Annotated in this window: 13 protein-coding genes and 1 tRNA gene; 1 reads left to right on the top strand and 13 read right to left on the bottom strand. The window is 61.6% G+C overall.

Going from position 1 to position 14,561, the window contains the following annotated elements:
• The gene (locus AC1DS5_RS05245; protein WP_477717190.1) at nucleotides 1–1,233 is read right to left on the bottom strand and encodes a CaiB/BaiF CoA transferase family protein; all 1,233 of its coding nucleotides are present in this window, start codon (nucleotides 1,231–1,233) and stop codon (nucleotides 1–3) included.
• Nucleotide 1,234: 1 nt separating this feature from the next.
• Nucleotides 1,235–2,104 carry an enoyl-CoA hydratase/isomerase family protein gene (locus AC1DS5_RS05240; protein ID WP_477717189.1) on the bottom strand — a complete coding sequence of 290 codons (870 nt, stop codon included), beginning with the start codon at nucleotides 2,102–2,104 and terminating at the stop codon, nucleotides 1,235–1,237.
• 20 nt (nucleotides 2,105–2,124) lie between these two features.
• Here AC1DS5_RS05240 and AC1DS5_RS05235 point away from each other — a divergent pair, with 20 nt between their 5' ends.
• Nucleotides 2,125–2,850, top strand: a complete 726-nt coding sequence (locus tag AC1DS5_RS05235) for a TetR/AcrR family transcriptional regulator (protein WP_477717188.1) — start codon at nucleotides 2,125–2,127, stop codon at nucleotides 2,848–2,850.
• A gap of 208 nt (nucleotides 2,851–3,058) precedes the next feature.
• Here AC1DS5_RS05235 and AC1DS5_RS05230 read toward each other — a convergent pair whose 3' ends face one another.
• The 11 genes from AC1DS5_RS05230 to AC1DS5_RS05180 form a co-directional block, all read right to left on the bottom strand.
• Complete coding sequence (locus tag AC1DS5_RS05230; protein ID WP_477717187.1) at nucleotides 3,059–3,487, bottom strand: DUF6538 domain-containing protein; 429 nt, start codon at nucleotides 3,485–3,487, stop codon at nucleotides 3,059–3,061.
• 81 nt (nucleotides 3,488–3,568) lie between these two features.
• Nucleotides 3,569–3,642, bottom strand: a tRNA-Gly gene (locus AC1DS5_RS05225).
• Between the two features lie 11 nt (nucleotides 3,643–3,653).
• The gene (locus AC1DS5_RS05220) at nucleotides 3,654–5,144 is read right to left on the bottom strand and encodes a CYTH and CHAD domain-containing protein (RefSeq protein ID WP_477717186.1); all 1,491 of its coding nucleotides are present in this window, start codon (nucleotides 5,142–5,144) and stop codon (nucleotides 3,654–3,656) included.
• Nucleotides 5,145–5,269: 125 nt separating this feature from the next.
• Nucleotides 5,270–5,710, bottom strand: coding sequence for a DsrE family protein (locus AC1DS5_RS05215; RefSeq protein ID WP_477717185.1), 441 nt, complete (start codon nucleotides 5,708–5,710; stop codon nucleotides 5,270–5,272).
• A 337-nt stretch (nucleotides 5,711–6,047) separates the two neighbouring features.
• Complete coding sequence (locus tag AC1DS5_RS05210) at nucleotides 6,048–7,604, bottom strand: tripartite tricarboxylate transporter permease (RefSeq protein WP_477717184.1); 1,557 nt, start codon at nucleotides 7,602–7,604, stop codon at nucleotides 6,048–6,050.
• A gap of 1 nt (nucleotide 7,605) precedes the next feature.
• Complete coding sequence (locus AC1DS5_RS05205) at nucleotides 7,606–8,034, bottom strand: tripartite tricarboxylate transporter TctB family protein (protein WP_477717183.1); 429 nt, start codon at nucleotides 8,032–8,034, stop codon at nucleotides 7,606–7,608.
• 347 nt (nucleotides 8,035–8,381) lie between these two features.
• Nucleotides 8,382–9,998, bottom strand: a complete 1,617-nt coding sequence (locus AC1DS5_RS05200) for a sensor histidine kinase (RefSeq protein ID WP_477717182.1) — start codon at nucleotides 9,996–9,998, stop codon at nucleotides 8,382–8,384.
• Nucleotides 9,979–10,665 carry a response regulator gene (locus AC1DS5_RS05195; RefSeq protein ID WP_477717181.1) on the bottom strand — a complete coding sequence of 229 codons (687 nt, stop codon included), beginning with the start codon at nucleotides 10,663–10,665 and terminating at the stop codon, nucleotides 9,979–9,981. The genes AC1DS5_RS05200 and AC1DS5_RS05195 overlap by 20 nt, the downstream gene beginning before the upstream one ends.
• A gap of 23 nt (nucleotides 10,666–10,688) precedes the next feature.
• Nucleotides 10,689–12,167, bottom strand: a complete 1,479-nt coding sequence (locus tag AC1DS5_RS05190; protein WP_477717180.1) for an NAD-dependent succinate-semialdehyde dehydrogenase — start codon at nucleotides 12,165–12,167, stop codon at nucleotides 10,689–10,691.
• A gap of 291 nt (nucleotides 12,168–12,458) precedes the next feature.
• Nucleotides 12,459–13,283, bottom strand: coding sequence for an ABC transporter permease (locus AC1DS5_RS05185; protein ID WP_477717179.1), 825 nt, complete (start codon nucleotides 13,281–13,283; stop codon nucleotides 12,459–12,461).
• A gap of 26 nt (nucleotides 13,284–13,309) precedes the next feature.
• Complete coding sequence (locus AC1DS5_RS05180) at nucleotides 13,310–14,560, bottom strand: ABC transporter permease (protein WP_477717178.1); 1,251 nt, start codon at nucleotides 14,558–14,560, stop codon at nucleotides 13,310–13,312.
• Nucleotide 14,561 lies beyond the last annotated feature (1 nt).

The raw sequence follows: 14,561 nt of genomic DNA, 5'->3' as shown, positions 1-14,561 counted from the left end.
TCAGTCGAACGCGCCGCTGAGACTGCGGCGGCTGCGCAGTACCCCTTGCGTGCGAAGCGCCTCGATGCGTTCCTCTGTGAGCCCAAGTTCGCCCAGGACCGCACTGTTGCTCTCTCCTTGAAAGTAGGGCGCGCCCGGTGCCGGTAACTCGGAACGTCCGAAGCGCCAAGGCGGGCCAGGCATGCGCACCGTGCCGCCGTCGCGATCGTCGATATTGACGATCGCCCCCCAGTCCTTGGCCCACTCCGATTCAGCCAGATCCTGCGTGCTGCGCACGATGCCGATCGCAAGGCCCGCCTCACTCACTTGCGCCTGCAGCAGATCCAGATCGGTGAAAGTCAGGATCCACGCCTTGACCTCGGCCATCAGGCTCTCAAGGTTTGCCTTGCGCAGCGTCGCTGAAGCGAAACGCGGGTCTGTAAAGAGGTCGGTCCGGCGCATCATCGAGCAGTACTTGAGAAACATCGGTGAAGCCACCGGGCTCGAAGCGATGGTTAGCTTTCGCCCGTCTGGCAGCTCGAACAGAGGCGACTCATTTGCGCTCAATGCGTAGGGTTCGTCCTTGACATCCAGACCTGTCAGCAGGGCGCCGGCGCGCTCATTGACCGAGAGCATCGTGGCGGCCATGCACACATCCACGTACTGGCCTTCGCCAGTGCGCTCGCGATGCTGAAGAGCGGCCAGCACGGCGATGACGCCTTGCAGTCCGGTGTACACGTCTGCATGGCTGCAGGCGTCATTGCGCGGTTCGACCATCGCACCTTCGTAATGCTTCTGCAGAATGTCTGTGAGGCCGGTCTCAGCGTGGACCGTCGGTGCGAACGCCGGTCGATTGCGCCAAGGTCCCGTCTGTCCATAGCCGCTGATCGATACGTAGACGATTTTTGGATTGATTTTCACCACGTCGTCGTAGGAAAATCCGAAGCGTGCAAGCGTCCCCGGGCGAAAGTTCTCGACGATGACGTCGGCATCACGGCACATCCGCCCGACAATCTCGCGCGCCTCAGGCCAGTTGAGGTCCAGGCTGATGTTGCGTTTGCCGGCATTCTGCTGCGCGTAGTACATCGACATCGCGCCGACATGCGGTACGCCTGCGCGGCCCAGATCACCGGCGGGTGGCTCGATCTTGGTCACTTCGGCGCCCAGGTCGCGCAGTGTCTTGGTACAACTCGGTCCGGACAGCACGCGCGTGAAGTCGACCACGCGCAAGCCTTCGAGTGGGGCGGCGCTCATCTTAGTTCCCCTCGAAGACTGCGGAGCCCGGCCCTGTCGCGGCGAAGGCATCCAGGCCCCGCTTTTGGTCGCGGCTGTTCCACATCGACGTATTGGCTTCCTCCTGTCGAGCATCGGCTGCTGCGATGCCGCCGCGCGCCGCCAGATTCGCCACCGTCTTGATGCTGCGGAACGCCACCGTGGCACCCGCCGCCAGTTGTCGCGCCCACGAGAGCGACGCGGCGGCCAACTCGGCCTCCGCTGCGACGAGATTAATCACGCCCCAACGCTCCAGCGCACGCGCATCGTGGCGGCGCCCGAACATCGCCATCTCTTTGGCGCGGGCCACGCCGGCACGTTGCACCACACGTTGAACGCCGCCGAGCAGCGGCAACAGGCCGAGTGAGGCTTCCGCCATTCCGAAGGTCGCGGTGTCCGCTGCGACGATCATGTCGCACATCAACGCCAGTTCGAAGCCACCGCCAAGCGCGGCGCCATGGACCGCTGCGACGGTAGGCACAGGCACGTCTTCCAACAAGGCCCAAAGGCGAGCCAGCTCACTCTGGCTCCAGCGTTCAACAGGAAGCAGGTTGAGGTCGGCACCCGCGCAGAAGTGACGCATGGAACTGCGCAGCAGGATGGCGCGACAACCTTCGCCGACGGCTTGCTCGTACGCAGCCGCAAGCGCCTGCAGCATCGCGTTGTCAATCAGGTTGTGGGGTGGCTTTGCCAGGGTGACGACGCCGACGGCTCCATCCTTCTCATATGCAACTGGACTCATGATTTCTCCTTGTGTGAAGATAATGATAACGCTGTTAACTGAAAATGTTATCAGTGTTAACCCCAATGTTTGAAGCAGGCGCAGAGAGATGCCGCTGGTAAGATCGATCACGTTGAAAAACCGTATCGACCATGTCCATCAAGCTGCCCAGAACACCCCCACGAGCGACTCCCCGCGTTGGCTCCAAAAAGCCTCGTGCGCTGCCCCCGCAACTCAGCGAGCCCGCCTACGAGCGCGGCGGCCTGCGCAACGCGCTCGTCGAGGAAGGGCGCAAGATGTTCGAGGAAAACGGTGCGAGCGAATTGAGCCTGCGCGCGCTGGCACGACGACTCGGAGTGTCTGAAGCAGCGCCATCGCGCCACTTCAAGGGAAAGGAAGAATTGCTGGTTGCCATCGCGTCCAGCGGATTCAAGGAGTTGGCCGAGCAACGCGTGAAGATCTCGGCAATGAATCTTGACGCACTGGCCAAAGCCCGCGAAATGATGCTGAGCTACGTGCGCTACGCGGAGTTGCACGCCGGCTTGTTCGATCTGATGACGGGGCCGCGATTACTGCAGGAGTTTGTCCGAGGTGATGTCGAGGCAGTGAGCAACGTGTCCTACTCCTACTTTTCAGATTCGATCTTCGAACTGGCGATCGAGAGTGGTTGGTCGAAGAGCCAACTGCACTATCTCTCGCACGCGGCCTGGTCGATGGAGCACGGTGTTGCTGCGCTCATACTGGCAGGCCGCACGCCGCGAACGGATAGCGGCATTGAGAAGCAACGGATGATCGAACTCTCGATCGATCTCTTTCTATCCGCTGTGGTCGCAGGGCCTAAGGGGTTGAAGGGCCCTTCCAGATCACACGTTGCCTAAGCACAACGCGCTTCCAGTCCACGCCATGTCACCGCACCGTCGCCGGCAACGGGCTCAGCGCCGCGTCGATCACCTGCGTCGGACTCACGCTCGCCCGCCTCCCACGCCCGCAGTGCGCTTACGTCGATCATGTACGTATCGGCGAACCGGGTTTGCGAGAGGCCGGTGGACAGCCGCACGCGCAGGGCGAGGCTGTCGGCTTTCTTCTTCACTTGCGCAATACGGCCCACGCGTACTGCAGCGGGTAACCCCGAACACCAGCACCCCGTATATAAAGTGAGAGGTCGCCATTCCCGGCTGCTCTCAGCAAGTCAGTGGCGCTCAAACCGCAGGCGATGCTTGCGTGCTGAAGATTCAGGTGGCCGCCGCCCAAGAGGGCCGGGTGACCGTCATTGGTTTTCAGGATTTCTTGGTAACTCATTGCATCGGTAGTGGTCAGTGACATCAGGCGACGTGCTTCCAAAAGGCGCTGGCGCCATTGTGCGGCTTGAGGGCCAGCCACGATCTTGGCGATGGCAAGTTCGCGAGTACCGGTTGATATGACAATTTCCCGCTTGCTGAACACATGTCGCAGCTGAGCAGGGATAGCGATGCGTAGGATGTAGATGCCAGAAGGGCGGCGAAAAAGGTCTTGCATTTTGCACACTTTGCATGAGTGTGCTGTGTCAGGCGGGTAAATATGCTAATTCCCCAATGGAATCAACATCTTACAGAGACGTGGAGCGGGTGAAGGGAATCGAACCCTCGTATGAAGCTTGGGAAGCTGCCGTTCTGCCATTGAACTACACCCGCTTGAAGACGCATTATAGGGAGCCCGCTTTCCGGCGCCAATAAGCGTCGGGAAGTGCTGGCAGGCGGAGGTGGGGAAGAGGCTGCTCGCGCAGCGCCGCCAAGAGCGTGTGATGGACCTTGCCGGATTTGAGTTCCACACTGGTGCACAGCGCCTCGATCTGTGTTTGTGCGGCCACCCGGTCATTGCGCCCGCCAAAGATGGTTTGCGCATTTTTCAGCCATTCCAGCCAGTCGTCGACGGCCTGGGGGTCATGGCGGCTGCCGATGAACTCGGTTAGATAGCGCAGCTTCTTGGCCACGATGCGCAAGCGGTGCAGGCGCGCCGGGCTCAGGCGCGCAAGCCCGGGCAGCGCCCGCCGCAGCGTGTGGTCGAGTTGGTCGAGCCGGGCTGTGAGGTCGTCCGGTGAATGGGGGGCAGCATCGTCCGGTCGCGCCAAGCATCGGCCCAGTTGCAGCAGCAGGCGCTGGCTTTCGCGCCCCTGCAGGGCGGCCTGTGCCTGAAGGCGTGCGGTGTCACGCAGCAGTTCGGCGGCTTCCTGTAGTGTCTGGCGCAGTTCGGCATCGTGCAGGTGGCTGGCCAGTGGCGGCCAGATCTCCTCGATGAATACATCCCAATCACGTGCCGCACCCAGCCGCTGGCCCAGCGCGCGCAGGCTGCTTCTTAAAGGAGTCAACGCTTCATTGCGCCAGTGGGCCGCACGGGCCAGCGGACCGCAGGCCACACGCAGCCGCCGCACCGCGACGCGCACCTGGTGCAGGTATTCGCTGTTGTCGGGCTCGCCCAGAAAGCCTGCCTCGTTGGCCTGCCAGTGGGCGAGGCATTCTTCGATGGCCAGGCGCGCCACGGTCCGTGCGTCGGCATCGGGGGGCAGCCGCGGCATGTTTGCCTTGGCGGGCGGTGCCAGCGGCGTGCCTTGGGCCAGCCGGTTGCCGCGCTCGGCCTTGCTGCGGTTATCCAGCACCAGCGGGTGGCGCCCGGCCAGCAGCAGGGCCAGTGCGAACAGGTCGTCCACTGGGCCGTTGAGCAGTTCCATCTCCACTTCGCACAGGGGCTCACGGTGGTCACCGGCAAGAATTTCACCGTGGTCAATGGCCAGCTCGATCTCCGCGCCCGTGGCCCCGCGCAGCCGCCGGATCTCACGCTTGAAGAGGGTTCGGAATTGCGGACCCAGTTTATTTTTGAGCGGTTTGAGCACGCGCTCAAAAACCGTGCCTGCCAGCGGTGGCCATTCCAGGGCCGGGCCGGTCACTGCAAACTCGATTTCTTCGCGCTGGTGCAAGCCGGCCTGGCTTTTGTTGCTCCCCTTGACGGTCTGCAGCCAGCGCCTGCCGTCGCGGCGCAGGCGCAGGGCGATACCGGTACGCGCCAGGGCGCGCTGCGGTGTGTCGAAGTAGATGTTGTCGAGCTGCTTGCGGGTTGTGCGGACGGCCGCCAATAGCGGGTCGGCGCGCAGCGCATCGAGCGCAGACGGGGGCAGGCGAAGCTTGAGTTCGATTTCCATGGCGATTTCCGTGGCATCGGGCGGGGGCGACGGATGAATCCATGGTACTGCGCTACCTTGAGGATGACGAGGCCCCAAAGAAAAAGGCCCTTGCAAGGGCCTTGGCTGGAGGCGCAATCCGGGGATCAAGGCCGCAGGTAGGCCCAGCCTTCGCTTTGCTTTTTCATGATTTCGGTCACGCCGGCTGGTACGTAACTGATGCCGCCCAGCATGTCGTCTTTCGTAAGCTTCTGGCCGCGCATGGTGTTTTCGCAGGCCAGCACTTTGACATTGCCTTTCATCGCTTCGGTAATGCGTGCGCCTGTGGGAGATTCGAGCTTGAGCATGCCAATGCCGGGGCCGTAAGCAACGATTTCGATGTCGACATTGGCTGCGCCCACGTCGTCCTGCAGGTTTTTGGCGTTGTTGAGCGCCAGGTTCCATTTGGCCGGGTCGTTGTCGCTGACCTGGATCACGATTTTGTGGTGTTTTGTGCCTGCAGGCCCCGCGGATTGTGCGTGAGAAGCTATTAAGGACGGAGCAAAGGCTACCGTGGCGCCAGCTTGTACGAAGAGTCTGCGGTTCATTTTTGAATGTCTCCTGAAGGAAGACTTATTTCAACACAATTACCGTCTTTGTTGCTGCCGGCGCGCATCGCCCTTGCCTGCACGCATCAGACACCCCAAGGTGGCCGCTGATCAGCCCGATCAGGGCTGGAGCGATTCAAACGAGTTATCCGACTTGCCACGCGTTAGGGGGCGGCAGAAGATCAGGGATACGACGCAGGACTGACTGCAACGCTACAACCGCCACCGGCCCCATGAATCACGGGGCCGATTTCTGTCGGTTGAGTGCCGCGTGCAGCAATTCCCTGAACTCAGCTGATGAGTGGTTCAGGAAACCGGGGGCTTCACCGAAGCGGGATTATTCAACTTGAACCACAGCTGCGGCTGTGGCTGCGGCCGCGGGTGTATGTGTACGTCCATGAATAACATGATCAGGTGACTTTATCAACTTCCGGGCAAATGTCACCACCTGCCACACGACCAGGGCTCCGATCACGGTGAGCAAGGTGCCGCTGATGGGGCGGTTGACGAATACGTTGAAGCTACCCCGGCTCAGAAGCATGGCGCGGCGGAAATTTTCCTCCAGCATGGGGCCCAGAATGAAGCCCAGCAGAAGTGGCGCGGCCTCCATATCCAGGCGCAAAAACAGATAGCCAACCAGGCCAAAAACGGCTGTGATAAAGATGTCATCCAGGCTGTTGTTGATGCTGTAAGTACCGATGCAGCAGAAAAAGAGAATCGCCGGAAACAGTACGGTGTAGGGAATCTTGAATATCGAAAGCCAGTAGCGCACCAGGGGCACGTTGAGGACGACCAGGAAGCAATTGCCCACCCACATGCTGGCCACCAGACCCCAGAACAAATCGGGGTGGCTGGCGATCATGTTGGGGCCGGGCTGGATGCCCTTGACGACGAAGGCGGCCATCATCAGGGCCATGACTGCGTTTTCGGGGATGCCAATGGCCATGAGCGGGATGAAGCTGGTACGTGCCGCCGCCTCGTCGGCAGCCGCTTGTCCGGCCACGCCCTCGATGCATCCGGTGCCGATCTCGTGCTTGTATTTGCTGAATTTCTTGTCAGCTGCATAGGCTGCGAACTGGGCGATCGTGGGGCCGCCGCCGGGCAGGATGCCGAGGATCGAGCCAATCACGCTGCCGCGCAAGGCACTGGGAATGATGCGCTTGAACTCGGGCCAGGTTGGCATGAGCTTGATCTTGCCGTTGAACGGGGTGAGCACGTTTTTGTTGTCGAGATTTTTCACGACCTCGGCAATGCCGAAGCACCCCAGGGCGATACTGATCAGGCCAATCCCGTCCATCAGAAACGGCAGGTTCATCGTATAGCGTGCCACACCGCTGTTCACGTCGGTACCGACCATCCCAAGCAGCACGCCGATCATGGCCATGGCCAGGCCGTTGAGCAAGCTGCCGCTGCTGACAAAGCTCACACAGAAAAAACCCAGCAGCATGAGGGCACAGTAGTCGGCCGGTCCAAACAGGAAGCCCACCTCCCCCAGTGCTGGCGCCATCGTCGACAGGACCACAATGGCCACGGTGCCGCCAATGAAGCTGGAAATGCCCGCGGTAAAGAGTGCAAGGCCTGTTTTACCCTTGAGGGTCATCTGATAGCCATCGATGCAGGCGACGATGCTGCTCGCGTGCGGAATCTTCATGGTGATGGCGCTCACGCTATCGCCGTATTGCGCCCCGTAATAAATCCCGGCCAGCATGATGAGCGCGCCACCGGTGGGAATGGAATAGGTCAAGGGCAGCAACAAGCTGATGGTGGACAAAGGGCCCAGTCCAGGCAGCAGTCCGATGAGCGTGCCCACCGTGCAGCCAAGAGCGCAATAAAGGAGGTTCTGCAGCGTCAGTGCCTGATCGAAACCAAGCGAGAGGTTGTGAAGGAGTTCCATATCAGTAGAGCGGCAGGCTAAGGCCGAGCAGGTATTTAAAGGCAAAGGCCACGGCGATCAGGCCGGCGGAGATCTTGATATTGCGGACCACGGAATACGAGGTACCGGCCAAGGTGGAGCAAAACACCAAAAATACGATGGCCAGAATCATGTTGATGTACAGGGATATCACCGCAAATCCGACAAGGCTCAGCAAAATGAGGGCGATGTTTTTGACGCTGTAGTCCAGGGGGACGGGATCGACGAAGTGCGAACGCACCACCGAGAGCAGGCCGATCACAAAAAGACAGGAGCTCACCATCAGGGGAAACAGGCCGGGCCCGGACCTGCTTAATTCGCCCATCGTGTAATTCAGCGATACCAGGCCAAAGAGCAGGGCAACCGCCATGAGGCACAGGCCTCTGACGAAATTTCGGTTATTGATGTTCATATCAAGCGACTCCGGGGCTGCGCCGGGTGGGGCGTTGTCATTAACTGGGGATGCGTCATCCAGGTCTCCTTGTGGTTTGTCCCGTGCTGTCCGGTCATGCAACTGCGCAGCCGGCGAGGCGTTTGGGTTGGAGGGGGATGTTAGGGAGCGAGGCTTCCAATCGGCTTTCGTTTTGCGCGCCACACCTCAAAATACGTGTTATCACTAACGGGCAGCGACGGTGCTGCAAGCCGCCATCCTGCAGCCCGCCATGGCTTGGCGGGCAGGTTTGCGATTGCTGCGTGCAGGTGCTGTGTGGTACCGGGCGGCACCCGTGAGGCAGGCCTCAGTGGTCCAGCCGCGAGCGCTCAGCTCTGGCGGTTGGATGCCAGTGGCAGGCGCAGGATGGCACGCAAGCCGGTGGTGCTTGAGGCTGTGCCCGCGCTATTGGCAGGGATGGCAGGGATGGCAGGGAGGGCAGGGAGGGCAGGAAGGTCTGCAAGCTCGATATCGCCGCCGTTACGCCTGGCATAAGCGCGTGCGATGGCCAGGCCCAGTCCGGCCCCGCGCGGGCCTTTGTCAGGGCCCGGGCCGGCTTGGTGGAAGCGTTCGAAGACCTCTACCCGCCGCGTCCTGGCAATGCCTGGGCCGTCGTCGCGAACTTCGGCCAGAGCCATGTCATCCTGGGTGCTCACCATCACGGTAATGTGTCCGCCTGGTGGCGTGTACACAATCGCGTTGTGCACCAGGTTGGCAAGCGCCTCGTGCAACTCGGGGCTCCTGGCCAGCACCGGAACCGCGGGCGCCGCCGCAGGCAGCCCGGCTGGAGAAAATGCATGATCCAGGACGTCCTCGGCCGGCATTGGCGTGGCCGGCAGTTCTTCCCGGGCGTCCACCCAGCCCAGATCCTGATTTTTCTCGTGGGCCAGTGTCAGGTACTGCAGCACGACGTCTCTTGCAATGGCGTTGAGGTCCACAATACCCGGCGCGTCGGTGGGCGGTGTGTAGTCACTCGCATGGGCCAGCGACAGCAGCTGCTCACACAGGCGCCTGCTGCGCGAGATTTGGGTGACGATGGCTCGCAAGGTCTCGTGAAGCTGTGCGGGATCTTTTTCGCGCAGCGCGACGCCTGCCTGGGTCAGCATGATGGCCAGCGGCGTGCGCAACTGGTGCGATGCATCGGCCAGAAACTGTGACTGCTGGTCCAGCAAGTCCCGGTAGCTGGCAATGTGCTGGTTGACGGCATCGACCAGCGGCGCCACTTCATGGGGAACACTGCTGGTGTCCAGCGGCTTGAGATCATTGCCCTTGCTGTGCAGCACAGACTTGCGGAGCCGCTCCAGCGGCTGCAGAGACCAGATCACTCCCAGCCAGACCAGCAGAATCACCACCAGCACCATTCGCGCATCGCGTATCAGCTCCTGCCGCAGAGACGCCGCTTGCGCCTGATCCCGCGGCCCGGTGCTTTCCGCCGCCTGAATCAGCAAGTCAAAGGGCTGGCCACGCCCGTCAACGACCTGGCTTTGGAGTGCCACCACACGGACCGGGTAGCTCCGGTAGTAACTGTCGTACCAGACTGTGGATGAGGACCCGGCAGGGGAGGAGTCAGGCGGCGCAGGCAGGTCTGCTTCGCCCAGCAAAGTCAGTTTGCGCAGGGGCGCTGCCGTGTCGACCTGTGCAGTCCCACGGGGTGTCAGACCAACGTGCAGGTGCTTGTGCAGTGGACTGGTGGCGTCGAACATCGTTTGCACCACAGACGGTGCATTCAACCGGAGCGAGCCGTCCTGCGCAAGTGACAGGCTGCTTCGCAGGGCGGTCACTGCCTCGAACATGGGCTGGTCGTAGGCGTCCTGTACCAGGTTTCTCAATGCACGGTAGTCGTTCCAGCTGTCAAGGGCCAGCAGGCCCAGGATTCCCGGGAGCAGCAGCGTCAGCAGGCGCGCGCGAATACCGAATCGGTCGGGGTCAGTCCGCAGCGTCTTCATGCACGGTGCTTTCCAGCATATAGCCAAGGCCGCGCACGGTGACAATGCGCACGTCGCCACCGGCCAGCTTGCGGCGCAGCCGGTGAAGTACCAGTTCGATGGCATCCGGACCCGCGTTGCTGTCTGTCGGAAAGACCTTGCCCGAGAGCTGTGACTTCTCTACCGGCGAACCGCTGCGTGCCAGCAATACCGACAGGGCCGCGCTCTCGCGTGGTGTGAGCTGAAGCAGCGAGCCGGCCAGGGTGAAGGCCCGGCTGTCATGGGCGCATGACAACGAGCCGCACTGCAGCGGCGTATGGGAGCGCCCCCGGCTGCGCCGAACCAGCGCAGCGAGGCGGGCTTCCAGTTCTTCGATCGCGAAGGGCTTGGTCAGAAAGTCGTCTGCCCCGACGTTCAGGCCTTTCACCCGGTCCTGCAGCGAGCCCTGTGCGGTCAGCACCAGCACGGGTGTGCGATTGCCGGCTTTGCGCATGTCTGCCAGCAGGGCCAGCCCGTGTTTGTCGGGCAGTCGCAGGTCGAGCACCACAGCGTCATAGTCGTTACCGGCCAGCAGCGACTCGGCTGTGGCGGCATCCGGCGCATGATCCGGCACGAAGCCGGTCTGCTTGAATGCACGCACCAGCCAGGACGCCATCTCGGCTTCGTCTTCAATAAGCAGCAGACGCATGTCAGTGCAGGTTTGCGGGGAACTCAGCGCAGAATATCCCCAAGGCACAGGTACTTCATTTCCACATACTCTTCCATGCCGTGGCTGGAGCCCTCGCGGCCCAGGCCCGACTGCTTCACGCCGCCGAAAGGCACGTGTTCGGAGGCGATCACACCCACGTTGATGCCGACCATGCCGTACTCCAGCGCTTCGGCCACACGGTAGATGCGGCCGATGTCGCGGCTGTAGAAATAGCTGGCCAGGCCAAATTCGGTGTTGTTGGCCGCGTCAATGGCTTCCTGCTCGGTCTTGAAGCGGAACACCGGTGCAAACGGCCCAAAGGTTTCTTCCCGGGCGCACAGCATGTCGGCGGTGGCTTCCGAAATCACCGTCGGTTCGAAAAACTGGCCTTCCAGCTTGTGGCCGCCCACCTGCAGCTTGCCGCCCTTGGCTATCGCGTCGGCCACATGGCGTTGCACCTTGTCTACGGCAGAGTCCTCAATCAGCGGGCCCTGAACCACACCGTCTTCAAAGCCGTTGCCGACTTTGAGGGTTTTGACTTTGGCAGAGAATTTTTCAACAAACTGGTCATACACGCCATCCTGCACATAGATGCGGTTGGCGCAGACGCAGGTCTGGCCGGCGTTGCGGTACTTGCTGGCAATGGCGCCTTCGACAGCCGAGTCCACGTCGGCATCGTCAAACACGATGAAGGGCGCGTTGCCGCCCAGTTCGAGGGAGAGTTTTTTGACGGACGGGGCGCTTTGGGCCATCAGGATGCGGCCGACTTCGGTGGAGCCGGTGAAGCTGATGTGACGCACCACATCGCTGGCGCAGAACACCTTGCCGACGGCAATTGAATTGGCGCTGTCGGCAGTCAGCACGTTGAGCACACCCGCCGGAATGCCGGCGCGCACGGCCAGCTCGGCAGCCGCCAGTGCGGTCAGCGGCGTGAGTTCGGCGGGTTTGATGACCACCGGGCAGCCTGCGGCCAGGGCCGGGGCGACTTTGCGCGTGATCATGGCCAGCGGAAAGTTCCAGGGTGTGATGGCGGCGCACACGCCGATGGGCTGCTTGATGACCATCAGGCGGCGGTTGTTGTCAAACTGGGGCAGGGTTTCGCCGTTGACGCGCTTGGCTTCTTCGGCAAACCACTCGACAAAGCTCGCACCATAGGCTACTTCGCCTTTGGCCTCGGCAAAAGGCTTGCCCTGCTCGGCCGTCATGATGCGACCCAGGTCTTCCTGGTTGGCCATCAGCAGCTGGTACCACTTCAGCAAAATGGCGTGGCGCTCCTTGCCGGTTTTGCTGCGCCAGGCGGGCCAGGCAGCGTTGGCTGCGGCAATGGCGGCCTCGGCGTCTTTTGGCCCCAGGTTCGCCACGTCGGCGAGTTTTCGCCCGTTGGACGGGTCGCTGACGTCGAAACGCGAGGTGCCTGCCACCCATTGGCCGTTGATCAGTGCGTCGGTCTTGAAGAGGCTCGGGTCTTTGAGAAGGGAGATGGGAGAGGTTTTCATGTCCATGGGTAAATTCCTGCAAAAAGGGGCGGGTGATGGGACGATTTTGACTGTTTTCAGGTCGGGTTGTTTTCAGGGGCTTTTCGACGGCCCAGGGGTGTTTTGTTCTTCCCAATTCACAATCCGTGCGACCTTGCGATCGAGCACCATGTTGCGCACTAGTGCCAGATCACCTGGGTACTCTACGCCGCAGACCTGCGTTCGCTGTTGGTGGGGGAAAAGTTTGAGAAATGCCTCTTTCTGTGCCTTGCCATTTGCCCTGCCGCAGCGAGAAGTAAGCCTGCACGGAGAGTCGTCTCAGCTCCGGCGTCCGCGCAGCCATTCCAGCAGCACGAGCAAGGTGGTGGTAAACAAAATAAGCAGGGTGGCCACGGCCGCGATCGTGGGCGAGATATTTTCCCGGATGCCGGTGAACATTTGCCTGGGCAGGGTTGCCTGTTCGGCGCCGGCCAGAAAAAGTGTGACGACCACTTCATCAAACGAGGTGGCAAACGCGAACAGCGCACCCGAGATGACACCGGGCGCAATGACCGGCAAGGTGATCCTGAAAAATGTATTGACCGGCGTCTCACCCAGGCTCAGTGAGGCGCGCACCAGGTTATGGTTGAAGCCCGACAGGGTCGCCAGCACCGTGGTCAAGACAAAAGGGGCTCCCAGCGCGGCGTGTACGGCGATCAGTCCGATGTAGCTGTCTGTGAGTCCGAGCGGTGCAAAGTACAGGTAGGTCGCGACGCCCACCACCACAATCGGAACCACCATGGGCGCGATGAGAATGCCCATGAGCAGGCTTTTAAAGCGGAAGTTGGTTCTGGACAGACCCACGGCGGCCAGCGTGCCCAGCGCAGTGGCAATCACGGTTGCCGCGGGTGCCACGATGAAACTGTTTTTGGCGGCCCTTACCCACTCCGGTGACTCCAACAGGTTGCGATACCACTTCAATGACCAGCCCGGTATGGGGTAAGTCAAAAAAGAGCTGTCGGAAAATGACAGCGGCACCATGACCAGCACGGGTGCCAGCAGGAAGGCGAGTGTGGCAACGCAGGCGGCGCGCAGCAGCCACCAGCCGGCCTTGTCCGGCAAGGTGGCATAGCGCGGGAACACGGGCCCTTTGATTTTGAACATGATGTATTGACGCCTGTAAGAGGATATCAACCGAGGTTGAGTTCGGATTTGCCGATGCGCCGGTAAACGCCGTAAAGAATCATGGTGGCCGTCAACAGCAGTGCCCCCAGGGCGCAGGCCATGCCCCAGTTGACTTCCACGTTGGTGTAGCGGGCGATGTAGTAGCTCAGCATCTGGTCGTCGGCGCCGCCCAGCAGCGCGGGGGTGACGTAGTAGCCAATCGACAAAATGAAGACCAGCAAGGCGCCGGCGCTGATGCCGGGATAGGTTTGCGGCACGTACACACGAAAGAACGCTGACAGGGGCGCGCTTCCCAATGACACCGCGGCGCGAATGTAGGTCGCGGGCACGTTCTTCATCACGCTGTAAAGCGGCAAAATCATGAAGGGGAGCAGGATGTGCACCATGGCAATCACCACGCCGGCGCGATTGAACAGCAGGGGCAGTGGGCTGTCGATGAGGCCTATGCCCATCAGCCCGCGGTTCACCAGACCTTCGGATTGCAGGAGAACGATCCAGGCCGCGACACGAACCAGGATTGATGTCCAGAAGGGCACCAGCACGAGGATCATCAGCAGGTTCGCTTTGCGTGCCGGCAATGACGCCAGCCACCAGGCCAGCGGGTAAGCCAGCACCAGGCAAAACAGCGTGACGACAAAGCTGATGTAAAAAGTGCGTAGCAAGATGGTGCCAAACGCGCGCTGGTCTTCGGGCATGCGTTCCACCGCACCCTGGCTGCCGCGTCGCAGGTCGACCGAAGCGAGCAAATAATCGGGCGTCCAGCGCGAGCTGTTTTTGGCGATGGCCTGCCAGAAGGGTTGTTCTCCCCAGCGCTGATCGAGCTGGAGAAGTTTTGCCTGAATCTCCTCCGGAGAACCCGTGACGGGCAGCGCACGGTACGCCCCCATCACCAGGGAGCGCGCTCCCGCCACTTCGGAGTTGAGCCGCCGCGCCAGCGCACCGGCATCCGCGCTGTCTGAAAGGTGGCCGAGGTCTTCCACCAGCGCCGCGTAACTTGCCGGTGCCGGTGGAGTCTGAGGGTTCCAGCCCTGGAGGCTTTGCACCGTCCGCGGCAGGGCTGCCACGACCTCGGGGTTTTCAACGGCGCGCTGCAGCAGGGCGGCAATCGGAATCAGCAAGGTCAGCAGCAGAAACACCAGCAAGGGCATCGTAAGCGCAAAGGCGCGCCATTTTCGGCGGGCATCGGCGCGCGACAGTGCCCGGCGCAACGCCCAGGGGTCGCCAACCTGAAGGACGGTGCTGGTGATACTGCTCATG

It is taken from the genome of Polaromonas sp. P4_H1 (assembly GCF_056400945.1).
Note: the sequence above shows the minus strand (reverse complement) of the source record. Positions and strands in the feature narration are given on the sequence as shown.

Excerpts from the sequence above, each read along its gene's own strand:
- AC1DS5_RS05230 (WP_477717187.1), bottom strand. The coding sequence starts at position 3,487 with ATGCAAGACCTTTTTCGCCGCCCTTCTGGCATCTACATCCTACGCATC.
- AC1DS5_RS05185 (WP_477717179.1), bottom strand. The coding sequence starts at position 13,283 with ATGTTCAAAATCAAAGGGCCCGTGTTCCCGCGCTATGCCACCTTGCCG.
- AC1DS5_RS05190 (WP_477717180.1), bottom strand. The coding sequence starts at position 12,167 with ATGGACATGAAAACCTCTCCCATCTCCCTTCTCAAAGACCCGAGCCTC.
- AC1DS5_RS05245 (WP_477717190.1), bottom strand. The coding sequence starts at position 1,233 with ATGAGCGCCGCCCCACTCGAAGGCTTGCGCGTGGTCGACTTCACGCGC.
- AC1DS5_RS05215 (WP_477717185.1), bottom strand. The coding sequence starts at position 5,710 with ATGAACCGCAGACTCTTCGTACAAGCTGGCGCCACGGTAGCCTTTGCT.
- AC1DS5_RS05205 (WP_477717183.1), bottom strand. The coding sequence starts at position 8,034 with ATGAACATCAATAACCGAAATTTCGTCAGAGGCCTGTGCCTCATGGCG.
- AC1DS5_RS05220 (WP_477717186.1), bottom strand. The coding sequence starts at position 5,144 with ATGGAAATCGAACTCAAGCTTCGCCTGCCCCCGTCTGCGCTCGATGCG.
- AC1DS5_RS05195 (WP_477717181.1), bottom strand. The coding sequence starts at position 10,665 with ATGCGTCTGCTGCTTATTGAAGACGAAGCCGAGATGGCGTCCTGGCTG.
- AC1DS5_RS05200 (WP_477717182.1), bottom strand. The coding sequence starts at position 9,998 with ATGAAGACGCTGCGGACTGACCCCGACCGATTCGGTATTCGCGCGCGC.
- AC1DS5_RS05180 (WP_477717178.1), bottom strand. The coding sequence starts at position 14,560 with ATGAGCAGTATCACCAGCACCGTCCTTCAGGTTGGCGACCCCTGGGCG.
- AC1DS5_RS05210 (WP_477717184.1), bottom strand. The coding sequence starts at position 7,604 with ATGGAACTCCTTCACAACCTCTCGCTTGGTTTCGATCAGGCACTGACG.
- AC1DS5_RS05235 (WP_477717188.1), top strand. The coding sequence starts at position 2,125 with ATGTCCATCAAGCTGCCCAGAACACCCCCACGAGCGACTCCCCGCGTT.